This window comes from Bizionia sp. M204 (genome assembly GCF_023205095.1).
Classification (GTDB): Bacteria; Bacteroidota; Bacteroidia; order Flavobacteriales; family Flavobacteriaceae; genus Algorimicrobium; species Algorimicrobium hallyeonense.
Map to the genome: position 1 here is coordinate 3181552 of NZ_CP046242.1, position 25687 is coordinate 3207238.

At 34.9% G+C, this 25687-nt stretch carries 17 protein-coding genes; 4 read left to right on the forward strand and 13 right to left on the reverse strand.

Going from position 1 to position 25687, the window contains the following annotated elements; all coding sequences use genetic code 11:
- Window positions 1-211: 211 nt before the first annotated feature.
- The 3 genes from GMA17_RS14630 to GMA17_RS14640 form a co-directional block, all read right to left on the reverse strand.
- Window positions 212-2512 carry an inorganic phosphate transporter gene (locus GMA17_RS14630; RefSeq protein ID WP_248397462.1) on the reverse strand — a complete coding sequence of 767 codons (2301 nt, stop codon included), beginning with the start codon at window positions 2510-2512 and terminating at the stop codon, window positions 212-214.
- 226 nt (window positions 2513-2738) lie between these two features.
- The gene (locus GMA17_RS14635) at window positions 2739-3935 is read right to left on the reverse strand and encodes a multidrug transporter (protein ID WP_248397464.1); all 1197 of its coding nucleotides are present in this window, start codon (window positions 3933-3935) and stop codon (window positions 2739-2741) included.
- Window positions 3936-3975: 40 nt separating this feature from the next.
- A complete protein-coding gene (locus tag GMA17_RS14640) occupies window positions 3976-6789 on the reverse strand; it encodes a TonB-dependent receptor (RefSeq protein WP_248397466.1) in 2814 nt (937 codons plus the stop codon).
- A gap of 185 nt (window positions 6790-6974) precedes the next feature.
- Between GMA17_RS14640 and GMA17_RS14645 the strand changes: the two genes are divergently transcribed.
- Both GMA17_RS14645 and GMA17_RS15440 read left to right on the forward strand, forming a co-directional pair.
- Window positions 6975-8318: a deoxyguanosinetriphosphate triphosphohydrolase gene (locus GMA17_RS14645; RefSeq protein ID WP_248397468.1), complete on the forward strand. Its 1344-nt coding sequence runs from the start codon at window positions 6975-6977 to the stop codon at window positions 8316-8318.
- A 100-nt stretch (window positions 8319-8418) separates the two neighbouring features.
- Window positions 8419-8550, forward strand: a complete 132-nt coding sequence (locus tag GMA17_RS15440; protein WP_256476089.1) for a hypothetical protein — start codon at window positions 8419-8421, stop codon at window positions 8548-8550.
- Here GMA17_RS15440 and GMA17_RS14650 read toward each other — a convergent pair.
- Entirely contained in the window at window positions 8547-10319 is a 1773-nt protein-coding gene (locus GMA17_RS14650) for a 1-deoxy-D-xylulose-5-phosphate synthase (protein ID WP_248397470.1), read from the reverse strand. The genes GMA17_RS15440 and GMA17_RS14650 overlap by 4 nt on opposite strands.
- A 137-nt stretch (window positions 10320-10456) precedes the next feature.
- Here GMA17_RS14650 and GMA17_RS14655 point away from each other — a divergent pair, with 137 nt between their 5' ends.
- Window positions 10457-13138 carry a T9SS-dependent M36 family metallopeptidase gene (locus GMA17_RS14655; RefSeq protein WP_248397472.1) on the forward strand — a complete coding sequence of 894 codons (2682 nt, stop codon included), beginning with the start codon at window positions 10457-10459 and terminating at the stop codon, window positions 13136-13138.
- A gap of 64 nt (window positions 13139-13202) precedes the next feature.
- Window positions 13203-13652: a nucleoside deaminase gene (locus GMA17_RS14660; RefSeq protein ID WP_248397474.1), complete on the forward strand. Its 450-nt coding sequence runs from the start codon at window positions 13203-13205 to the stop codon at window positions 13650-13652.
- Here GMA17_RS14660 and GMA17_RS14665 read toward each other — a convergent pair.
- The 9 genes from GMA17_RS14665 to GMA17_RS14705 all read right to left on the reverse strand — a co-directional run bounded on the left by GMA17_RS14665 (window position 13649) and on the right by GMA17_RS14705 (window position 25650).
- A complete protein-coding gene (locus GMA17_RS14665; RefSeq protein ID WP_248397476.1) occupies window positions 13649-13885 on the reverse strand; it encodes a hypothetical protein in 237 nt (78 codons plus the stop codon). The two genes, GMA17_RS14660 and GMA17_RS14665, sit on opposite strands and share 4 nt — an antisense overlap.
- 2 nt (window positions 13886-13887) lie before the next feature.
- Window positions 13888-15690: a chloride channel protein gene (locus tag GMA17_RS14670; RefSeq protein WP_248397479.1), complete on the reverse strand. Its 1803-nt coding sequence runs from the start codon at window positions 15688-15690 to the stop codon at window positions 13888-13890.
- Complete coding sequence (locus tag GMA17_RS14675) at window positions 15691-16503, reverse strand: tetratricopeptide repeat protein (protein ID WP_248397480.1); 813 nt, start codon at window positions 16501-16503, stop codon at window positions 15691-15693.
- Complete coding sequence (locus GMA17_RS14680; RefSeq protein ID WP_248397482.1) at window positions 16475-17023, reverse strand: hypothetical protein; 549 nt, start codon at window positions 17021-17023, stop codon at window positions 16475-16477. The genes GMA17_RS14675 and GMA17_RS14680 overlap by 29 nt, the downstream gene beginning before the upstream one ends.
- Before the next feature lie 56 nt (window positions 17024-17079).
- Window positions 17080-18834: an aspartate--tRNA ligase gene (aspS, locus tag GMA17_RS14685; RefSeq protein WP_248397483.1), complete on the reverse strand. Its 1755-nt coding sequence runs from the start codon at window positions 18832-18834 to the stop codon at window positions 17080-17082.
- Window positions 18835-18977: 143 nt separating this feature from the next.
- The gene (locus GMA17_RS14690) at window positions 18978-22457 is read right to left on the reverse strand and encodes an efflux RND transporter permease subunit (protein ID WP_248397485.1); all 3480 of its coding nucleotides are present in this window, start codon (window positions 22455-22457) and stop codon (window positions 18978-18980) included.
- A gap of 10 nt (window positions 22458-22467) precedes the next feature.
- A complete protein-coding gene (locus GMA17_RS14695) occupies window positions 22468-23658 on the reverse strand; it encodes an efflux RND transporter periplasmic adaptor subunit (RefSeq protein ID WP_248397487.1) in 1191 nt (396 codons plus the stop codon).
- A gap of 22 nt (window positions 23659-23680) precedes the next feature.
- Entirely contained in the window at window positions 23681-25024 is a 1344-nt protein-coding gene (locus GMA17_RS14700) for a TolC family protein (protein ID WP_248397489.1), read from the reverse strand.
- A gap of 8 nt (window positions 25025-25032) precedes the next feature.
- The gene (locus GMA17_RS14705) at window positions 25033-25650 is read right to left on the reverse strand and encodes a TetR/AcrR family transcriptional regulator (RefSeq protein ID WP_248397491.1); all 618 of its coding nucleotides are present in this window, start codon (window positions 25648-25650) and stop codon (window positions 25033-25035) included.
- Window positions 25651-25687 lie beyond the last annotated feature (37 nt).

Genomic DNA, 25687 nt, shown 5'->3' on the forward strand with positions numbered 1-25687 from the left:
ATTTGAGGATTTATTGAAATTGCTTTTGCCAAACCGAAATTTTATCAGTTTCTCAATATCTAAATGTTACTGAAACGGTTTGTATATGAAATCTAATTTGGTAAATTAAGTTGATTAAATAGTTGCCTGCATTTTTAATAACCAGAACTCATAAAAACTAAAAAGCATCTCCATTGGAGATGCTTTTTTATAAAATTACTATAGGTTTAAATTAACTTTCAGAATCCGGAACCGTTGCAGGTTCTACAGAGCTATCATGTGCATTATGATATTCTTCTAACAGATTCATAGTAGCATTTAGTAAATCTTTCGTTTCTAAAAGCACACTAAAATACAAGGTGGTATTTTTCGGGCTAGATTCTTCGGTTCTAGTACGCTCTACTTGTTTCTGGATTTTATGCGTTACCATATCCATAATCTCCTTTTTTCTACTTAATATAACGCCAATTTCTTCAAAAGAACGGGTGTCAAAGGCGGCTTTGGTATTAACGAATAGACGCTCAAAACGCTCATCAACTTCCTTCAGCTCTTTAATTTGGCTAAATTTCAGTTTCTTATGGTTGTTGTTAACGTGTTTGTGACTGATTTTAGAGATGTACTCTAAAGACTGTGTAATATCCTGTAAATAACCTAACACATTAATATAGAAGTTACTAGCGGCTACGCTGGATTCATCCAAATTCTTAATGAAATAGAAGATATTATCACGCAATTCATCAATTTCATTTCCAAGTTTAACAACCTGTTTTTTGTTCTTCTTCAGTAAGGATAAATCTTGTTTTGCTAAACCATTAATTGCATTGGTATAAATACGGTTACCACGTTTTATAACGTTGGCAATATTGTTGGTGCTTTCATGAATTACACCTTGAATAGAGCTACTCTCAGCACGCGTTAAACTATCTTCAGCTTTTAATTCTTTAGATTTCTTATTATGAGAAATATAGTTTCTTACTAATAAAACCGCAGCGAAAAGTAATAAAACAGGAACCATAACATTCACGTTCCAATTCAATAAGTAGGCAATTAAGGCTGCAGCAATAAATGCAATAAACGCCGTGAAGAACCAACCTCCAATAACATTTAAAACACCAGCTACTCGGTATACGGCACTTTCTGCTCCCCAAGCACGATCCGCTAATGATGTACCCATAGCAACCATAAACGTTACATAAGTGGTAGAAAGCGGTAATTTCATAGAGGTTGCAATAGAAATTAATACAGCAGCAACCATAAGGTTAACGGCAGCACGAACTAAATCGAAAGCTGGTAACTCATAGGTTTTATCCTTTTTTAAATTTAAAACAGGTATTTCAAATTGCTTATCAATTTTTTTCTGCCATGATTCTGGTAAAATATAAGATGACATTTGCGATGCTAAAACGGCAAAACGCACAAACCCTCGCGATAAAAAGTTAGGCTGAAAACGTTCTTTTGTTTCACCTTGACTTGATAAATCTAATGAGGTTTTTACAACACCTTTCGCCTTACTAGAAAACCATAATGTGGCAACCATAATTAAACCTGCACCAACTAATAAATAAGTAGGTGTTGCTACCTTATCGGCTAGGAAGCCCATACTAAACGTTTCTGCAGGAAGACCTGAAGCGACCCAAGTACTGTAAGAAAGCCAGCCAGCAATTGGAACACCAATAAAGTTAACTAAATCGTTTCCAGCAAAAGCCAATGCTAAAGCAAAGGTTCCGACTAAAATAATGAGTTTATAAATATTTGCTTTGAAAACAGTGATAAATAGATATGATATTAATGACCAAAGTACTAAACTAGCAAGTAAAATATAGGTAAGTTGGTGTTCAATAAATTCGTTTATCGTATCGCCATTTAGAATTGCGAAAGCATCATCTGCAAATGATGTACCTTTTAAACCTTTGATAAAAATAAAATAGGTAATAGATGATAAAGCTATACCTCCAAAAAAGGCACCTACCCAATTAGCTTTTTTCTCAAAGTTATAAGACAACAATAGCCTTGCAACCCACTGAACAGCTGCACCAATAGAAAATGCGACGACGACGGATAGGAGTATTCCAAAGATAATTTCTGCCGCCTTTGAGGTGTTGATGTAGTCTACTAAATCAGTGAAACTTCCTCCATCATGACCAATTTTAATTAAAGACATTGCAACGGAAGCTCCTAATAATTCAAATACTATGGATACCGTTGTAGATGTTGGCATCCCAACTGAATTAAAAAAGTCTAACAATAGGATGTCTGTAATCATGACAGCCATAAAGATGATCATGATTTCATCAAACATAAATTCGTGTGGGTTGAAAATACCTTTTCGGGCAACTTCCATCATACCACTAGAAAAAACGGCTCCTACGGCTACACCAACACTAGCAACAATCATGATTGTTTTAAATGAAATGGCTTTTGAGCCTATGGCTGAATTCAAGAAATTCACCGCATCATTACTCACACCTACCACCAAATCAGCAACTGCTAATACGGCCAAGGCAATAATCATTAATAAGTATATATTATCCATACGTTACTTTAAAATAGTTTGCAAATATCTATAGTGTTTGGAATTGTAATGTTACCTAAATGTTAACTTTTAGGCGTTTCATATTTTTTGATGTGAAATATTTTTGAAAACAGAAAACTGTAAAACAAGGTTAAAGCTTAATAAGTTAAGGTGCATAACCCGAAAAGACCGACCGAAACTAAAAGTTTCAGGCAGTCTTTCCATACTCTAAACTAATTCTGTTTTTTTATTCAGCAGTCCATAGTGCACCCCAAGTAGCATAATCTGTTCCTGTTCCGTTTGTGGCTCCTGATATAAAATCAGTTTCTTCAAATGGAACTTGTGTGTCGTTTTTCATGGTAAGGGTAACGTCAGTAAATGTGACATTTGTAACCTGTAAATTACCATTTATTACGCCATTTCCTGTTGGATTATCCCCTAAATCACCATCTAAATCAAAGCCCTCTCCATAACCTTGAATAAGTATATTGTTAAAAATCCCTTGTGTTCCAGCTCTTAAACGAATGGCTTCGCTATCTGGATCATTGGCAGTTCCTAAACCGATAATTGTTAAATTGGTAACCGTTGGTTTTGAGTAATAACCGCCTTCATTACTAAAGTCTGTGTTATACCCATCGGCTTCAATGCCTTTGTCATGCTCAGAACCATGTTTAATATAGGCATTTGTAATGGTTCCCGTATAACCTTCAGTCCAATCAATAGAATCGTCTTGGGCGTTAATCACGGATACATAGCTTACGTTAACCGTTCCGCCAAAAAACTCAACACCATCATCTTTTCCTTCATAGGCTTGAATGTACTCAACAACGGTTTCGTTTCCAACACCATAAAATGAAAACGCGTTATTTTCAGATTGACCGTCTGCCGCACCACCGGAATATTCTACACGCATATGACGTAACGTGCCAGAGGAATCATTACTCATATTTCCACCGTAAGGTAAACTAGCAATTTCAGATGTTGATGTTCCAGAACCTGTTACGGAGTTAATAGGCGCTTTACCTAAAATAATTAATCCACCCCAATCTCCAGCAGCTGGCGATGGCGCATTAGATGTCATGACAATTGGATTATTTGCCGTTCCAGTTGCAATAATTTTTGCGCCTTGGGAAATAGCAATATATACATCAGCTCCTGTAGCTTCAGCATAAATTGTTGCACCTTCGTTAATGATGAGATTCGTTCCTGAAGCCATGATTACAGGACCGCTAATACGGTAGCATTTGTTAGCTTCTAATTCTAAATCTGACGTGTACTCGGCAGCTGGAATAGTGGTACATAAATCGTTCGTATTGTCATTACCATTGCCATTGTTATTTACCACACTGCTACTGTCATTAATAACAATATCTGCGGTGTCATCTGATGAGCAAGAGAAAAGCATGGTTACAATTGCTAATCCTAAAATTACATTGTTTTTCATTGTGTTTTTGTTTAATTAATTTCTATTGTTAAAGTGATTGTTAAAATGTGTATTTAAGTTGTAAGCTTATATCCATGCCGCGTTTGTAATCTGATACGCCTTTGCCATTTGCTGAATTAACCACAACATCTCCTAAAGTGGTTTCTCTAATATATGTAACGGTTGGATTTAATAAATTCATGACACTTAAGTTGACTTCAAACGTGTTGCTAAATGTGTTTTTCCAAATAAAATCTAGCGTTGGAACACCCTTTTCAATTACATTTCCTAATTGTCCAGAACCTAAAGCATCAATTCTGTCCGAGAAGTAAGAGAATACTAAATTGGCAACGGGTTTGTAGTTTTTAAATGTTGGAGAATAACTAATATCGGCATTCAGTAAGAAAGGTGAGGCACCTTGAAGTTGGTCTTTTGTTCTATTAAAACTCACATCGTAAAAATCGCCATCAATACGCTCATACAAATCTTGAGTGGTGTACATATACGTGGCATTTAGTCCAATAGATAAATCGGTGTCATCATTTTCATTGGTTATCAAATTTTTTCTGACTTCCAATTCAATGCCGTAAACATTAGCTTTATCACCTGTTCTAAAATAGCGTTGTGTGCCTGTAGCATCCGCACCAACAACTAAATTAATGGGGTCTTTAATGATTTTTGTGAAAGCGCCAAGCGATAAAATTTCACTTTTGCTGAAAAACCATTCGTATTTTAAATCCAAATTATAAATTTTAGAATAGCCTGCTTCTAGCAAATCTGGATTTCCACCAACACGAACTGAAATATCTTCGTAAACAAATGGTGCTACTTCTTTAAATTCTGGTAGGGATGCTGTTTGGCTGGCAGAAAACCGTAAGTTTTGGTCTTCATTCAGGCTATGCTTAATATTTAAGCTTGGCAGGAATAAGTTGTTTTTGGAAGTAATTTCATCAGTGCCTCGTAATCCTAAATTTATCACATCAAAAGCAATAGTTTGCTCAATAGATTCTAAACGGACACCTGGAACAAACAACCAATTATCGCCTGCTTTAATTTCGGCATTTACATAACCTGCATAAATATCTAATCGGCCTTGGTAGGTGTTTTCTGGAAGTCCAGGTCTGTTGGTGTTGGTGTATCCAGGAATGGGTTTAATTACTTTTATTTCATAAAGTCCACCGCTGTTTTCATTAACTTGAAGATTATTTAATGAAAATATACTGTTGAAATTATTGACATCCGTAACGGGATAATTACCTTGAACAATATCATAACCATAACGAATGTTATTAAAATTACGCGTTTTGCTTTTACCATTATAACCAATATTTAATGTGAGTTTTTCGGTAGCTTGATAAGCTAAATTTAAGTTTCCGTTATATTCATCATCGGTAATACTTTGAAAGTAACGTTGATTATCATAATCCACATTGCTATAAAAAATTGGGTTTGTATTGGGATTGTTATCAAAAGCTAAATGGTAGTTTTCTAAACTGATTCGTTTACGGTCTGGCTGATCGGCATTTACATAATTATAGCCAAACCCCCAATCCACTTCAATTTTTCCCGATTTATGATTACCTAATAATTGGTTAACAAACATTTTAGTTTGGTCAAACTGTACATTCATTTGGTAGAAACCTTCATCTGTATTTTGAATGGCATCTCTGTTTTTTCCATTTCCATTGGTGCCAAAATACCCAACAACATCGGATGCGTTATTAATAAAAACCGAGCTGTATTTAACGGAATTGGCATCGTCTATTTTGTAGTTTACGTTTGCCATAGCTGTTGTTGTTGTGGCATATTCATACTCTTCAGCACTATCCACAAAGGCTTTTTTCTCGGTAAGCGTAAAATCTCTTGTAGTTCCTTGGCGGTATTCAAAATTGTTTTCAAAAGAACCGGTAGCAAAAATGCTTAAGCGCGAACCATTTTTAAAATGAAACGATGTTCCAGTAGAAGCACCATAGCTTACATTTATAGGTGTTCCAGCAGAAACAGGATCGATACCATGGGATAATACCACAGCAAACGGGTTGTGATCATAGCGACCATAATATCCGAAATACCCAGTTCCTTCGCTTTTCACAAAATCTTTATCAATGGCATTGGTATTAAAACCACTTCCCATATAAACATCTAAAAACCCATTTCCATTGTAGTCCTTAGAGTTGATGTTAACATTTCCCGCTGAAAAATCACCATAAAAACCAACCGCATAGGCTTTACTGATAGAAACGTTTTCAATAATATCGGAAGAGAACAAATCTAAATCCATGTTTTTCTTATTCACATCATTGGATGGAAGTGATAAACCATTCATGGTAGTGTTTAAGTAACGATCGCCCAATCCACGAACATATACGTTGCTGGAACCTTCCTGTTTAGAAACCCCTGATATTTTGGCAACAGCTCCTGCCGCATTGCTCACGCCTTTTCGTGATAACTCCTCGGCGCCAATACTTTGTTTAATTTCAACGGCTTTTTTCTGTTCTAATAATAAAGCTACTTCACTTTCTCGTTTGGTTGTAGTTGTTATAACAACTTCATCTAATGATGCTGCGTTTGCAGCCATAGGTAAATTTATCTCAGTAACCTTTCCGGCAATTATAGTTGCTTCTACCTCTTGAGTTTCGTAGCCAACAAAACTATAAACAATGGTGTATGTGCCAGCTTTTAAATTGTCTATTAGATATAAACCATCCATATCGGTTGTAGTACCTTTTGTAGTTCCTTTAATTAAAACATTGGCAAAAGGAAGCGGCTCATTGTTATATTCTTTGTCAGCAATTTTGCCAGCTAAAGAACCCGTATTTTGAGAATAGGATATTAGCGTTGTAAATAATAGTAGATTAAGAAGTAAATATTTCATGTGGTTTTTTACAAAATTTCTTACGGCAAAGAAACTGTAGAGATGTAAAGTCACGGTTAACTAGGTATTAAACCTGTATCATAAAAACATTACCTAAAAGTTATGAGATTTTCTAAATAATCTGATTTCGAAACGGTTTCTTAACATTGAAAAAATACTATCTTGCAAGTCAATAGATTTGTACAATGAACTGGGAACAATTATTATCATTAAAGCGTTTTGGCGATACGAATAAACGCTTGCGAAAAGAGCAAGATGAAACACGTTTAGGTTTTGAAGTTGATTATGATCGTATCATATTTTCTTCAGAATTTAGAAGTTTACAAGATAAAACGCAGGTTATTCCCTTATCCCAAACAGATTTTGTTCACACACGATTAACCCATAGTTTGGAAGTCAGTGTGGTTGGAAGAACACTTGGACGACTAGCAGGCAAACAGTTAATTGAAAAATATCCACATTTACAAAATATTCATGGCTATCAACCAAACGATTTTGGTGCTATTGTAGCCGCTGCCGCTTTGGCTCATGATATTGGAAATCCACCTTTTGGACATTCAGGAGAAAAAGCCATAGGTGAATTTTTTAAAACAGGTGCAGGCAAAACATTCCAGTCGGAATTGACTGATAAAGAATATCAAGATTTATGTGATTTTGAGGGCAATGCCAATGGGTTTAAAATCCTAACGGAAAGCCGTATTGGTCGGGAAGGTGGTTTACGTTTAAGCTATTCTACGCTTGGTGCTTTTACAAAATACCCTAAAGAATCCTTGCCTAAAAAGCCAACTAAACATATTGCCGATAAGAAATATGGCTTTTTTCAAGCAGATAAAACCGCTTTTGAAGATGTGGCTAGTGAATTGGGTTTAATTACGAGGAGAACGGATGATAATATAAGCTATGCTAGGCATCCATTAACCTTTTTGATAGAGGCAGCTGATGATATTTGCTACACCATAATCGATTTTGAAGATGGTATTAATTTAGGTCTTATTCAAGAGGAGTTTGCTTTGGAATATTTAATTAAATTGGTTCGAGATAATATACAAACCAATAAATACTACCAATTATCAACTACCCAAGACCGCATTAGTTATTTACGAGCATTGGCAATAAATACATTGATAAATGAAGCCGTTTCTGTATTTATTGAAAATGAGGAAGCTATTTTAAATGATACCTTCCAAACTGCCTTATTGGATAAAAGTAAGTATGAAGCACAAATTACCGATATTATTAATATTAGTATTAAAAACGTCTATCAATCCAAGGAAGTTCTAGAAAAGGAAATAATGGGATACCGTGTTATAAATACATTATTGGAAACTTATGTGTCTGCTGTTAACAATGCTCATAATGGCACAGCTTCCAATTACGATACATTAATTTTAAACACCTTATCCGAGAGTATCAATATTCAAGAAGATTTAATTTATAAACGACTTTTAAATGTTTGTAATTATGTAGCGTCTTTATCAGATAGTCGCGCAATTCTAATTTATAAGAAAATAAAGGGAATGGCTTTTTAGTAAGATAAAACTCTCAAAACCAGCTATTAATCGAAATTATTTGCATATTAACGATGTGTTTTTTATATTTAGCTTATAAAATTAATTGAACTTGACTAAAATGAGAAAAAATATATTAGGTGCTATCGTTATATTTTTTGTAACCTTTGCTAGTTTATTAGCCTTAAGTGAGTTATCAAATAACAATGATTCTGACATTGATTCAACCCAATTCTACGCAGAAGATTACTAGTTTACATCACCATAATTTTTTAATACAAAGGCTCTAATTTTTTTAGGGCTAATGCCTGCTATATCTTCTAGCTCTTCTACAGAACCTTGTTCAATAAACTGATCTGGAATACCCAATACTTTCAGCGTATTGTTATAATTAAATTGCGATTTAAATTCGGCAATCGCACTTCCAAATCCACCTATAATGGTTCCGTTTTCTACGGTAATAATAGTTTCGTATTTGTTGAAAATAGTATGCAATAAATCTATATCAAGTGGTTTAACAAACGCCATATCGTAATGGGAAATGGATATATCATAAATCGCTTCGCATACGTTGTTGGCGACGCTACCAATACTTAAAATCGCTATTTTTTCACCTTGTTTTAATTGTTCGCCTTTGCTCATTATTACGTTTTCAAAAGGTACTTGCCAATTTACATTGTTTCCTCGACCTCTTGGATATCTTATAGCTAAAGGATTTGAAAGTTTTCCGAGCTGTGCCGTATAAAGTAAATTTCTTAAGGTAATTTCATTTCTTGGCGCTGCAATAATCATATTCGGAATACAACGTAAATAGGCTATATCAAAAACACCATGATGTGTGGCGCCATCTTCACCAACCAAACCAGCACGATCTAGACAGAAAATAACTGGTAAATTCTGTAAGGCTACATCATGAATTATTTGGTCGTAAGCACGTTGTAAAAAAGTAGAGTAGATGTTGCAAAACGGAATCATACCTTGGGTGGCCATACCAGCTGCAAGTGTTACGGCGTGTTGTTCGGCAATACCAACATCAAATGCGCGATTGGGAAAAGCATCCATCATATATTTTAAGGAACTTCCAGTTGGCATAGCAGGTGTAATACCAACAATTTTATTGTTTATTTCTGCTAATTCTACCAGGGTTAAACCAAAAACATCTTGGTATTTTGGAGCTTGTAAGGTGTTCGTTTTAGCAGGAATATCTCCCGTAACAGCGTCAAATTTTCCAGGCGCATGATAAACCACTTGATTTTCTTCAGCCTGTTTTAAGCCTTTGCCTTTAGTTGTGATTATATGAAGGAATTTAGGGCCTTCAATGGTTTTTAAACGCTCTAATTCTGTTATCACTTTAAAAATATCATGACCATCAATAGGTCCTGAATAATTAAAATTTAAGGCTTCAAATATATTATCTTGTTTTTGAGTGCCCTTTTTTACGTTGGTTAAATATTGTTTTAATGCACCAACACTTGGGTCTATTCCTATGGCATTATCATTTAAAATAACGAGCAAGTTGGCATTGGTAACGCCTGCATGGTTCAGACCTTCAAAAGCCATTCCGCTGGCAATGGAGGCATCACCAATAACGGCTATATGATGCTTTTTAAAATCATCTTGAATTTGTGCTGCAATAGCCATGCCTAATGCTGCCGAAATAGAGGTAGATGAATGTCCTGTGCCAAACATATCATAGATACTTTCAGAACGTTTGGGAAAGCCACTAATGCCATGTAGTTGGCGGTTGGTGTCAAAATTGGCTTTTCTTTCCGTTAGTATTTTATGAACATAAGCTTGATGCCCAACATCCCAAATTAATACATCATCTGGTGTATTAAATACATAATGCAAAGCAATAGTTAATTCCACAACACCTAGACTAGCACCTAAATGGCCTTCTTTGGTAGCCACAATATCAATAATAAATTGACGTAATTCTTTAGCTAAAACAGGTAGTTTATTTTGATTTAATGCCCGTAAATCTGCTGGGTTATTAATTGTATCAAGAATAATTGAATTCATTTATGAGGAATATGTTGTAAAATTATTAAAATAGCCCAAATATTTTTATTATTTCCTATTAAATAGAATAAATACTTCTAGTAACTTCCTTATATTTGAGGAATTATATTAAAACCTCTAATTTTTAATTTTGGAAAATGAAAAATAACTACGCAAAAAAGTTGCTTTTTTTAGCCATTTTGGTGTTCGCCAATGTGGTTTATGCGCAAAGTAACTTAATGGAATCGAATTACGCCTCTGTAATTCAAAATTATCTGAATCAAAATAAAGAAAAATATGGCTTAACAGTAAGTGATATTTCAGATTTATCAGTGGATAATGAATTCCTTTCAAAAAACAGCAAAATTACGCATGTTTATGTTAATCAAAGGTACCAAGGTATTCCGATTTTAAATGCTCTGTCAAGTGTTGCTATTAAAGGGAATGCTGTCTTTTATTATGCCAATAGATTTACAGGTAATGTTAATCAAAGAGTTAATACAACATCTCCACAATTAACGGCAAAGCAAGCAATTCATAATGTTGCGGCACAATTAAATTTGGGCGCTGTACAGGATTTAGATTTAATTGAAAAGAATAATAATATCTACCTGTATTCAAATGGTTTTGTTTCTCAAACTACCATTCCAGTTAAATTAGTGTATTTTCAAAACGAAGCAGGAAACTTAACCCTTTCATGGGATTTAAGTATTCATACTTTGGATGGTGCTAATTGGTACAGTGTTCGTGTTGATGCAATTACAGGTGAAATTATTAATCAAAACGATTGGATTTTAACGTGTAATTTCGGCGATTTGGATCATGATAATCATGGTCATGTTTCAAATACTGTAAAACAAGTAGAATCTAATTTCACTTTGTTTAAAGAGGTCTCTTATTTAGCTGATGGCTCTCAATATAATGTGTTTGCACTTCCAGTAGAAAGTCCAAACCATGGAAACAGAACATTGTTAGTAGAACCGGCAAACCTTAATGCTTCTCCTTATGGATGGCATGATACGAATGGTTTAGCTGGTGCTGAATTTAATGTAACCCGTGGAAATAACGTATGGGCTATGGAAGATAGAGATGGAAATGATGGCATAGGCTACTCTCCTAATGGCTCAGCTTCATTAAACTTCGATTTTCCATTGGATATCAATCAGGAACCTGAAGGTTATCAAAACGTTTCGATCACGAATTTGTTTTATATAAATAATGTGATGCATGATATTTGGTATCAATATGGTTTTGATGAACCAAGTGGTAACTTTCAATCTAATACATACGGAAATGGTGGCCTGGGTAATGACAACGTACGTGCTGATGCTCAAGATGGGAATGGGCTTAATGGCTCCATTAACAATGCTACATTTGGCACGCCTCCAGATGGAAATAATCCAAGTATGCGCATGTTTTTATGGTCACCTGCTGCAGGTTTACAAGATTTAGTTACTGTAAATAATAGTTCTGTAGCCGGAACATATACAGCTGTTAATCCAGCAACGGCAGCACCAAACAATATACCAGGAATTGGCGTGACACCTGTTACAGCTGATTTACAATTGGTTAATGATGGGTCTGTAAACCCAACGGAAGGCTGTAATCCAATTGCAAGTGTAGCCGGTAAAATTGCCGTAATAAGACGAGGAACTTGTCCTTTTATAGATAAAATACAAAATGCGCAGGATGCTGGAGCCGTTGCCGTTATTGTTATTAATCATAATAACCCAACTAATGATCCAGCTTACGTTCCTTACGTAAACATGGCAGGAGAAACAAATCCTGTTTTCTCAATTCCATCTGTATTTATGAATTTTGATGATGGCGAATTATTAATTGCAGCCATGGCGAATGAAACCGTTAATGTTACTTTGCAAGGACCAAGTCCTTTTATGCTTGATGGCAGCTTGGATAACATGATTGTAGCACATGAATATGGTCATGGTATTTCAAATCGTTTAACAGGTGGGCCTAGCCAAGCAGGTTGTTTAACAAACGAAACTCAGATGGGTGAAGGTTGGTCTGATTGGTTTGCAATGATGATTACCTTACAAGGAACTGAAGACTATGCTGCTGGACGTGGTATGGTAACCTATGCTTCTGGGCAAGGCGTAAATGGAATAGGTATTAGAAATGCTAAATATGCAACTGATTTTTCTGTAAATGGTTTCACGTATGGAGACACCAATAATACGGCTCAAGTGTCACAACCACATGGTATTGGCTTTATTTGGGGCACGATGTTATATGATTTAACGGAGGCTTATGTTTCTAAATATGGTTTTGATGACGATATTTACAATGGAACAGGCGGAAATAATAAAGTAATGCAATTAGTAATAGATGCACTTAAATTACAACCTTGTAACCCTGATTTTATTGAAGGTCGTGATGCGATTTTAGCTGCCGATATGGCAACTACAGGAGGTGAAGACCAATGTATGATTTGGGAAATATTCTCTAATAGAGGTCTAGGTGTTAATGCATCTGGTGGTAGTAAATTTAGTAGAACAGATCAAGTTGAGAATTTCGATATGCCTCTAGAAACAGATCCTACGTTACAAAACTGTACTAGCTTAAGTGTGGACGAATTTAAACAAAGCGATTACAAAGTGTATCCAAACCCAACAAATAATAACTTGTTTATTAAAACGAATAAGAGTTTTGGTCAAGTAACTATGACTATTACAGATATTAACGGAAGACAGGTTTACAGTCAGAAAGTTGATTTATTTGGAACAGTTGAAGTTAACATGAATACACTACAATCTGGTATTTATATATTAAACATGAAAGGCCAGAATATTGATGCTAACCATAAAATTATTAAAAACTAATAATTTTTAAATGATATTTTAAAAAGGCAACTAGTAATTTAGTTGCCTTTTTTATTTTTGTAAAATGGAGATATGTTTTGATGATGCTTATTTTATGAGGAAAGCCTTAATGGAAGCTGAAATAGCTTTTGATAAAGGCGAAATTCCAGTTGGTGCTGTTATTGTAATTGATAATAGAGTTATAGCTCGAGGTCATAATTTAACCGAAATGCTAAATGATGTTACTGCTCATGCCGAAATGCAAGCCATTACAGCCGCTGCAAATTTTTTAGGTGGTAAATATTTACACAACTGCACATTATATGTTACGTTAGAGCCTTGCCAAATGTGTGCTGGTGCATTGTATTGGAGTCAAATAAGTAATATTGTTTATGGCGCTCGTGATGAAGAACGTGGTTGCATAAACTTACAAATCAAACTACATCCTAAAACACTTATAAAAGGAGGTGTTTTGGCAGATGAAGCTGCTTTATTATTAAAGCGTTTTTTTATTGAAAGAAGAAATTTAAATTAAAACTTATTTCGCTTTTGGCTTTCGCGCATTTTATCTAGATTTTCTTGTGTAAGCATGTAGTCACTCATTTTCTTATCTTTCCATCGATACCAAGAAAAGAGCGGAAAAACGATAAAAAACAAGCCTAATACGCCGCCTCCAACTAATTTAGGAGCGTATTCTAAATCCAGTGTTAAACCACAAATTATAGCAGTTAATGAGGTGATTAGTAAAACTATAATAATGTATTTCATAACTAATTAGTAATATTAATAAGTTTAGTTCGGTATGCGGTTAATAATTTTGATTTAGATACAAATCCATAATATTTTCCGTCTTTAATAACAGGTAGGTTCCAAGCATTCGTGTCTTGAAACTTTTGCATAACCATTCTCATACTATCAATCTTATAATCAATATAGCCTGGAGGTAAATGCATAAAAGTTTCAACCGAAGTAGTATTGTACAATGCTTGATCAAACATAATATTCCTAATATCATCTAACAAAATAATACCAACAAGGTTGTTGTCTTCGTTTATAACAGGAAACATATTTCTATTCGATTTGGCAACACCTTCATGAAGCATCTCTCCTAGAGACATGTCCGGACGAAGCGCTATAAAGTTTTTTTCAATAACACTATCAATATCCATAGATGTCAGCACATTTTGATCTTTATCATGGGTAAGCAAATCACCTCTTTCAGCTAATTCTCGGGTATAAATAGTATGTTCCATATAGTTTTTCGTAATCATATATGAAATGGCTACGGTAATCATTAAGGGAAGAAATAAAACATATCCACCGGTAATTTCAGCAATTAAGAAAATGGCAGTTAAAGGGGCGTGAATAACACCTGCAATAAGTCCGGCCATTCCAACCAATGTGAAGTTTGATTCAGATACCTGATGCCCGAAACCTATATTGTTGATTATTTTAGCCACGACATTCCCCAAAGCACTTCCCATAACCATAGTTGGAACAATTACACCTCCAACACCACCCGCGGCAAATGTCGTGGTCATAGCAATAGCTTTAAAAATAGTAAAGCCAATTAATAAGACAATTACAACCCAAATGTTATCAAGATACTTGTCAAAAAAAGTAGAACCCAATGCATGGAGGTAATTTCCATCATAAAGGTCTCTGGTAAAGCTTAAACCTTCACCGTAAAGCGGCGGAATAAAGTAAAGCATAACACCAATTGCAAAACCACCGACAAGTAGTTTCGTGAATTTGGATTTAAATCGATCAAAAAATGCATAAACAGCGAAATAAATTTTAGTAAAGTAAATGGAGCCAATGGCCGTACCCAAACCTAAAATGATATAAAAAGCGGTATCTCTAATGGTAAATTTATCAGTAACTGTAAAATCGAAAAGCACCTCATCTCCTAAAAAGAAATACGAGGTTAAAACCGAAGAAATAGAAGCAATAAGCAAAGGTAATAATGAAGCAAAAGTTAAATCCAAACTGAATACTTCAACAGCAAAAACAATAGCTGCAATAGGTGATTTAAACATTGAAGCTATCGCGCCAGCAGTAGCACAGGCTATTAATAATGTTCGTGTCTTTTTATCAATATGCATCAATCTACTTAAATTAGAACTGATGGCCGAACCAGACGTAATAGCTGGACCCAATAAACCAACAGAACCACCAAACCCAACGGTTAATGGCGCCATGATTATTGGATGATAGATTAACTTATAGGATAACAGTCCTTTTTGTCTTAAAAGCGAATATAAAAGCGATGGCACAGCACGTTTAATAAAAGGAGGGACAGATGGCGTCATGGCTTTTTTAAACACATATTTTTTTAATAAATAAACCAGAAATAAACCTATAAATGGTAAAATAAAATAGAGTTGATTTTCAGAAAAAACAATTCCCTTGTCTAAAAACAGTTGAATAGAATAGGTGATGTTTTTTAGGGTTAAAGCAGCGATACCTGTAGATAAACCAACAAAAATACTTAACAATAAAACAAAGTTTTTTTGAGAGATATATTTATACCTCCAAATCATAGCGTGTTTTATGGCCGATTTAATATTCATTTATTGTAGTAATTCCGCTTTTGTGACTAGTAAATCCTCTAAATATATTTGTCGTAAGGTTTCCACATACGGTCTTTTGTTATAATAGCCTTGTTTGAATTGTTCAATAGCCGTATTGATTAACGTTTCTGATAAAGCTATATTTCCTGTTTGCTGGGCTATTAAAGCTAAATAATAATTTGCGTCGGCACTAATGCCTCGACCGTGCTCTAGGCGTTTTTCAAAATTATATGTCGCTTTATCAAAATCTCCAGATTCGTAATAGGCAATGCCACGATATAAAAATGCGGTAAGCTCTACCCAGTCTTCGCCTGACTCTTCTATTTCTTGATTAATGTATGTGTCAAAATAAAAAATAGAATTATCATAATCCTTTAGGCCTAAATAGGCAATGCCTCGCCAATAGTCTACACTATGACCTTGCGGCTGATCCACAAAATTTGGTGTTAAGGTATCAGAGGCATCAAAATCGGCAATGGCTTTTTTATAATCTCTATAAAACCACAAATATAAATACCCTCGCCAAGGAATACGGGTCACAGAATCTAAGGGAATAGCTTTATCATATTGTTCTTTCCATTTATGAGGTATACCTCGTTTTAAATACGCAACGGAAAGTTCATAAACTGCTTGTTCATACGTAGAATCTATTTCAATAGCGCGTGCAATACCGTTAATGCTACCAGCTGAACCTTGTCCAAAATTGGTAACACCAAAACTGTAGGCTTCTTCGGCTTTCTCACGCTTTGATTTACATGAAAACAGACAAAGAACTACAAAGATACTAAGGGATAATTTCCGTAATCTCGCCATTTTCTATTCGATAGGATATATACATATAGGAATCTCTAAAATCATCATGTACATAATTTGGATTCCATATTTTAAGTTCTGTTGTAAGTTGAAATAATTGGTCTACCAACCGTTTGTTAAAGGTTTTAGGATGTAGGTCTAAATCATTTTCATGGATAACATAACGTCCAGCTTCCCCTTTACAATTTATAACAAATCGGATGTTTAAATATCCTGAATCTGTGTAATTCTCGTTTTTATAATTTGAAAGAATAAAGGTGCGTAAACCATTTTTACCTTTGCTATAAGTTGCGCGTTCTGGATTATAATATTGTAAAATATAGTTTTCATTGCAAACTTCAAAACCGTTGCTTAACAAAGCTGTTTCAGGTTCAATATACTCAACGGCATGTGTATATTTTTGTTCAGGTACAAACTTATAATTAAACACATAATAGGCATAACCATATAAAGCAAATAAGGCAATGGTAAGCCCTAAAACAACATACATAATAATTTTAAAAACGCGTTTCCACTTCATTAGTTAAAACTACTAAAAAAATTGTCCCGATAGGCTATCGGGACAAATTATAAATTTTAAGATTTTAAGTTCAGCTTTAAACTCAATTCTTCTAGTTGTTTATTGTCTAGTGGCGCAGGCGCATCAATCATGACATCACGTCCTGAATTGTTTTTCGGGAATGCAATGAAATCACGAATGGTTTCTTGACCACCCAAAATAGCAACCAATCTATCCAATCCAAATGCCAAACCACCATGTGGAGGTGCACCATATTGAAAGGCATCCATTAAAAAGCCGAATTGGGCTTTAGCTTCTTCTTTTGTAAAACCTAAATAATCGAACATTAAGGCTTGGATTTTTTTATCGTGAATACGTATAGAGCCACCTCCAATTTCGTTTCCGTTTAATACCAAATCATAAGCATTGGCTTTTACTTCGCCAGGATTGGTTTCTAATAGTTCTAACTGTCCAGGTTTTGGTGATGTAAACGGATGGTGCATGGCATGGTAACGCTCCGTTTCGTCATCCCATTCCAAAAGTGGAAAATCCATAACCCAAAGTGGTGCAAATTCATTTGGTTTACGCAAATCTAAACGCTCTGCTAATTCCATACGTAGTGCGCTTAATTGTGCACGCACTTTATTTGTAGGTCCAGAAAGTACACAGACTAAATCCCCAGGTTTAGCTCCTGTTTTTTCTGCCCATTTAGCTAAATCGTCTTGGTCAAAAAATTTATCTACCGATGATTTATACGTGCCATCATCATTACAACGACTATATATCATGCCTAAAGCGCCAATTTGCGGGCGTTTAACCCAATCAATCAGTTTGTCAATTTCTTTTCTCGTATAACTATTTCCACCAGGAACAGCAATACCAATTACTAATTCGGCATCATTAAAAACACCAAAGTCTTTATGTTGAGCAACATCATTTAACTCGCCAAATTCCATTCCGAAACGAATATCTGGTTTGTCATTTCCATATAAACGCATGGCATCATCATAAAGCATGCGTGGGAATTCTGAAATTTCAACACCATTCACTTCTTTTAAAAGGTGTCTGGTTAAACCTTCAAAAGCATTTAAAATATCTTCTTGTTCTACGAAAGCCATTTCGCAGTCAATTTGTGTAAATTCGGGTTGTCTGTCAGCTCGTAAATCTTCATCTCGGAAACATTTTACAATCTGAAAGTATTTATCCATACCTCCAACCATCAACAATTGCTTAAAGGTTTGTGGGCTTTGCGGAAGTGCATAAAATTGCCCTTCATTCATCCTAGAAGGCACCACAAAGTCACGAGCACCTTCTGGCGTTGATTTGATTAAGTACGGTGTTTCCACTTCTATAAAACCTTCTTTTGATAAGTAGTTCCTAACCTCTTGTGTCACTTTATGACGAAAAATCAGGTTGTTTTTAACGGGATTACGACGAATATCTAAATAGCGATATTTCATACGAATATCTTCGCCACCATCCGTTTTATCTTCAATTGTAAAAGGAGGTAACAAGGATTCATTTAAGATATCCATTTTAGACACCAATATTTCAATATCACCTGTTGGGATATTGGCATTTTTAGAAGCGCGCTCAATAACGGTTCCTGTAACTTGAATAACAAATTCACGCCCTAATTTCTGTGCTTTTTCCATCATGGCTTTTGGTGTGCGTTCTTCATCAAAAACGAGTTGGGTAATACCATAGCGGTCGCGTAAATCGACCCAAACAATAAAACCTTTATCGCGTGATTTTTGAACCCAACCAGAAAGGGTTACTTCGGTATTGGTATGTGATGCTCGTAATTCACCACAGGTATGACTTCTATACATAAATTTGTTGTTTTTATACCTAGCAGGTATATGCGGATGCAAATTTAAGCAAGTTAACCGATTATCAAATAAAAAAAGCCTCAACATTTGTTGAGGCTTCCCGCTATTAGCCAATCTTTTATTTGAGGGTACAAGAATTGGCCTTAAATATTTTCTGTTTTTGTTGTTTTCTTCCGATACCACATTTTTAATTGCATGGATAAAAAGAATAAAATTGGAACCACAATCAAGGTTAAAAATGTTGCAACTAGCAAGCCGTAAATTACCGTCCATGCTAATGGACCCCAAAATACCACATTATCTCCACCCATGTAAATATTTGGGTCTAATTCACTAAATAACGTGAAAAAATTGATATTTAACCCAATTGCTAATGGAATTAATCCTAAAATAGTTGTAATAGCCGTTAGTAAAACTGGACGTAAACGTGCTTTACCCGCTCTTACAATACTTTCGAATAAATCTTCTTTACTCAAATACTCATGGTCCTCTAAATCTAATTCGTGTTTCTTTCTGTCAATTAATAATTGCGCATAATCGAGCAATACCACACCGTTATTTACAACGATTCCAGCTAAAGAAATAATACCAACCATGGTCATCATAATAACGAAAGCACTTCCCGTCATTACAATACCACCAAATACACCAATCAGGCTTAAAAATATGGCGAGCATAATAATGGTTGGTTTAGAAATGGAGTTGAATTGAAATATTAAAATAAAGAAAATCAACCCTAAACCTGTACCAAATGCACCCATTAAAAATGCCATTTGTTTATTTTGCTCTTCAATTTGACCGGTATAATCTATGTGAATGTCTGCTGGAAGATTTTTGTAACCCTTCATTTCATTCTGAATTTGCTTAACAATGGCGCCCGCATCGGTATAGCCTGGGGACAAGGCTGAATAAACGGTAACCACACGTTTAGTAGCCTTATGTTTTATAGCGCTAAAACTAGAGTTGTTTTCATGTTTAGTAACCGCAGATACAGGAATACTTTTTAATTGCCCGGTGTTATCTCTAAACGTGATGTTTTGGTTAAATAAAGCACTGGTATTGTAGCGGTTTTCTTCATTAAAACGCACGTAAATATCAAAATCATCGCCATCCTCTTTATAAATACCTGCTTTGGTTCCGAAAATAGAATTACGTAATTGTTGGCCAACTTGAGCGGCACTAATACCTAATTCTCCTGCTTTTTCTCTGTCAATAATAACACGCATGGATGGCTTATCTTTATTCACATCAATTTTCAATTCGTCAATACCCGAAATATTTTTAGTATTAATGAATTCGCGCATGCTTTCAGCGGTATTAATCAGCTCGTCATAGTCATCGCCTTCAATTTCAATATTAATTGGAGATCCAGCTGGTGGTCCATTGGCATCTTTTTCAACAGAAATAAGAACACCAGGATAAATACCAACTAATGCTTCTTGAACTTTTTGACGCAGCAACTCACTATCTTCACCTTGGCGATATTTATACTCGCGCATGGATGCTGTAATTTTTGCTTTGTGTGGCATTTCAGCCGATGACCCACTATCTGTTTGTGGATTTCCTGCACCTTCACCAACTTGTGAAACCGCACTTTCTACCATGTAGTTATAATCACCATCACGGTATTGTTCATCATTAACTACGGTGTAAACGCGCTTTTCAATTTCTTTGGTTATGGCGTTTGTTTTTTCAATAGCTGTTCCTTGTGGATATTCTATATAAACAATAATTTGATTTGGCTTATTGTCTGGAAAAAATTCTACTTTGGTTCGTTGTGTAGATAATGATATCCCGAAAGCCACAAAAGAAAAAACTAAAAGCACAAAAGTTCCAATGGTTAAACCGTATAAACGCCATCCAGATAAAGCCCAGCGCAACTGATTTTCATACCAACGCTCTAAACGTACCAAGGTTTTAGTTTGAAAGTTATTGGCCCACTTACGAAGGAATAATCTATAAGCCCACTGCATTATAGCGGTGAAAATCATTAGTGTTCCTAAACCGCGATATTCGCCACCAAAAATAAGTATCAAAATACCGAAACCTGCTATTATAGACGTGTTACGGATAATTTTTTTAAGTTCCATATCCTTATCTTCGGTACTCATAAACTGCGAGACTAAAACCGAATTAAAGAAAATAGCAACAAATAAGGATGAACCTAGAACTACGGAAAGTGTTATGGGCAATATCATCATAAACTGTCCCATAATGCCTGGCCATAAACCTAAAGGTATAAATGCGGCAACCGTTGTGGCTGTTGAAATAATAATAGGAAAGGCAATTTCGCCAATACCTTTTTTAGCCGCTTCAATACGGCTCATGCCTTCCTCGTCCATTAAACGATACACGTTTTCTACTACCACAATTCCATTATCTACCAACATCCCAAGACCCATAATTAATCCGAAAAGAACCATGGTATTTAAACTTTGGCCTAAAAGGTTCAATATCATAAGAGATATAAACATAGACATAGGTATGGCAAACCCAACAAATATGGCGTTCTTAAACCCTAAAAAGAACATTAAAACCAGAACGACTAGAATCACACCAAAAATAATGTTGTTTACCAAGTCGTCTACTTGACCAATAGTTACTGGCGATTGATCATTAGCGATGCTCACCTTCAAATCCTGTGGAAACTTATTGTCAATGGCATTTTGAACAATAACTCTAATTTGTTCCGCAGCATCAACCATGTTTTTTCCAGCACGTTTTTTAACGTCTAGCATAACAACAGGTTCACCAAACTCACGCGCATATGTTGTTTTATCTTCTTCGTGAAATGTTACTGTTGCTACATCTTTTAAATACGTGGCTTTACCTTTTTCTGCTTTTACTACAAAGTTTTCTAACTCACTTGGTGTTTCTATTTCACCAAGGATACGAATGGTTCTACGCTGACCACTGGCTATTAAGTTTCCAGCAGACATGGTTACGTTTCCGTTATTAATAGCGCCTATAATATCGTTAAAAGTAACATCGGCAGCCATCATTTTATAAATATCTACGGCAACTTCAACTTCTTTATCTTGAGCACCACGAATATCCACTTTCTTGATTTCTAATAAATCTTCTATCTCATCTTGAAGTACTTCGCCATATTCTTTAAGTTTTTCAATAGGATAATCGCCCGAAATATTAATGTTTAAAATGGGCATTTCTTCAGAAAGGCTTAATTCAAACACATCAGGTTTTACCTTGGCACCATTGGACATTGGCCAATCTTCGCCTGCCGTTTTGGTGTCTATTTCATCCTTTACCTTTTGTTTGGCTTGCTCAACGGTAAGATTTTCATCAAATTCCACAATAATCATGGAGAAATCTTCTTGTGATGTTGAGGTTATTTCCACCACATTACTAACGGTTTTTAGTTCGTCCTCAAGTGGGTCTGTAATAAGTTTTTCAATATCTTCTGCAGTATTTCCAGGGTATATTGAGCTAACATATATTTTAGTTTCGTTTACTTCAGGAAAATTTTCACGAGGCATTTCAAAAAATGCAGCAACACCTAAATAAAACATCACTAGAATTAGGACATACATGGTGGTCTTGTTGTTGATTGCCCATGATGATAAACCAAATTCTTTATCGACTTGTTTTTTCTTTTTAGTCATTAGTTTCTTTTTAGTTGTTAGTGCTTTCAGTTTGCATATCTACAACTCTAACGGTTTGACCATCTTTAACACTTCTAGCGCCTTCTTGAACAATTTCAGCACCATCTTCTATGCCTTCTAAAACCTCAATAACGTCTCCTTGTGTTTTTCCTGTTTTTATAATAACGCGTTTAACGTCTCCTTCACCATTATTGTTTTTGTTAGAAAGAATATAAATGTACTGTTCGCCATCTGCATTTTCAGAAATAATACTTTGTGGAATTAGTAAGGCCTTTTCACTTGTATAATCGTTAATTTTAAGACGCGCTGTTAAGTTTGGTTTAATATTATTGTCCTTATTTGGCACACTCACTTCTACTTTAAAGGTTCGGTTCGCAGGATTAATATAATCGCCAGCTTGACGCACTTTAGTCTCAATGGTTTCTCCTAAAATTGGAAATTCAACCGTAACATCTTTGCCTTTTGTTACACTACCAATATAGCTTTCAGGAATATCCGTTTCTATATACATATTATCTAGATTTACAATACGCATTAGTTGACTTTGTCCTGCCATAACCACACTTCCTTGTTCGGTAATGATATCGTCTATGGTACCAGAAAAAGGTGCAGTAACCGTGGTTTTTGAAATTTGTTGTTTTAGTTGATTCACTGCTTCTGCTTGCGATTCTGAAGAAGATTTAGCCTGTAAATATTGGATTTCACTGCCAATATTCTGATCCCACAAACGCTTTTGACGTTCAAAGGTTGTTTTGGCTAAATTTGCTTGAATTTCTAATTGTGCTAGTTGCTGACTTAAACCACCATCATCAATTTTAGCAAGAATTTGTCCTTTTTTTACCTGCTGACCTTCCTTTACATAAACCTTGGTTAAAATACCATTGTATTCTGGCGTTACAACTAATAAATCTTTAGTGGTAACATTACCTTGTATTTCTAATTGGTGCTTGAAAACCTCCTCTTTTGCCTTAAAAGTAGTTATTAAAGGTACTTTTTTAATAGTATCTAGTTTTGCTATTTTTTCATTTAATAAGGCCATCTGGTCATTAAGCTCTTGTTGCTTGGTATCAATTTGCGAACGTCTTTCTTTTAATTCAGATAAATTGTTTGATGCTAAAACAGCATCAAGCGATTTTTCATTTTTACTGCCACAAGACGATATGATAAGGGCAAGAATAATTAGGATTTTTATATTTTTCATGATTTTATTGTGATGGATTGGCTTAATAATTTAGTGTGTTTAGTACGGTTTCTAGTTCAGATTTTTTGGTAATAACATTAAACATAGACTGCAAATATTCTTGTTGAGCCGTATACAGTTGTGTTTGTGCTTGCCTTAAATCAAAACTGGACGCAATACCTTCAAAAAATTTAGTTTGGTTCTTTTCTTCAATGCGTTCTGCTAAATTTAAATTCTGTTGCTTGTTTTGATATTCTTCAATGGCAAACTGGTAGTCACTTTTTGCAGCTGATATTTGAAATTTTAACTGCTGTTCGGTTTCTGTTAGTTCCTCTTGAGCTATTTCTAAATTTATTTGAGCGCGCTGGGTTGCGGCACTCCGCATACCAGAACTAAATATGGGAATGGACATATTTACACCAAAAAGAGAAGACCCATACCATTCTTGATTATTGTTAGCAAAATTAAATTTTTCACCATAACCACTATATCCACCGTTTATAAATGCGCTTAAGGTTGGTAGAAAGCTGCTTTTCTCAAGTTTTAAAAGTAATTCTTGAGATTCCTCTTGGTTTTTTGCAATTTGGTAATCAATACTGTTTTCAATATTTTCATCTGCCTCCAAGAGCTCTAATGATATGTTTTGGAGCGTGAGAGTTTCTAAACTATCTATTAGAGAAATGGGCGTGTTTAAATCAATTCCCAACGTAATATTAAATAATTGATAGGCTATATCTTTAGAACGCTTGACATTATTTAAATAGTTTTTTAAACCCGTTAAAGTAATTTGCAATTGCTCCACGCTTTCTTCTTCCGCTAAACCATTTTGATATATTTTGGTAGTTTCAAAAAGATTTTTTTCAAGCACCTCAATGTTTTTATTGACAATGTTCAAGTTTTCTTCGGCTAAAAGCACGTTTCCATACGCGTTGATTACGGCATTTCTTACTTCTAAATCGGTTTTGATTTTAGCATTCTCTGAAATTTCTAGAAACACTTTTGCAGACTGTAACCCAACCAAATACGAGCCGTCAAAAAGTAGCTGACTTAAAGTAGCCGTAGCGTTTATGCTTTGCTTTGGACTAAATTCAACAGGTACAAATGTGCCTGGCGTACCACCTGCAAGTTCTGCTGGAAGTAAGGAAACTTGTTGTTTTATCCAATTTTGGTAATCTACAGCGCCATTTATTTGTGGCAAACCTGTAGCTGTGGTTTCCCATTTTTGTTTTTCGGCAGCTTCAATATCTCTAACAGCATTTTTAATGGATCGGTTATTTATTAAGGCATAATCTATCGCTTCTTGTAAGGTTAATGTACTTGGCGTTTCTTGAGCTATTAACCAAGTGGAAAATAATAGGCTGACTATTAATAGTGATTTATGTTTCATTGTTTGTTTTAGTCTATTTTTATTTTTGAGCTGTCACTTAATATGGTGTCTAATTTGTCAATTCCTTTTTTGGTGCTAATCCCGCGAATATGATATTCTAAATAATTATCCATTAACTGTTTCATGGGGAAATCATTGGTTGGAAATATATCAACATCCTTTAAGCTCATCATGGTATTAAAGTAGAGTCGGGATACAAATTCAACATCAATGGATTCACGATATAGTCCTTCTGATACACCACGAATTAAATTGTTTTTTACACAATCTTGCATGATGTGAAATTGATCGTTTTTTAGTGATTCGAAAATTTTCGGATAATATTTTTTAAGTTGGTATTGTGGTGATGATTTTTCATCTTTTAAATGGGTCATGGTGAATTTCTTGATTTCAAAAATTTCATCAATAGGATTTTGATTTAAAGCACAAATACAATCAATACCTTGCGAAATAAATTCAAACATATATAAGGTTGTTGCCTGAACTAATTTCGTTTTCGTTGCATAGTGTAGGTATATGGTTTTTTTCGATACACCAATTTCATTGGCAATATCGTCCATAGTCACGCTTTTAAACCCGAAGTTTAAAAACAAATCAGCCGAACTTTTAAGAATTTTATCTTTCATAATAAGGTGCAAATATATCAAAGGAAACTTTAAAAAC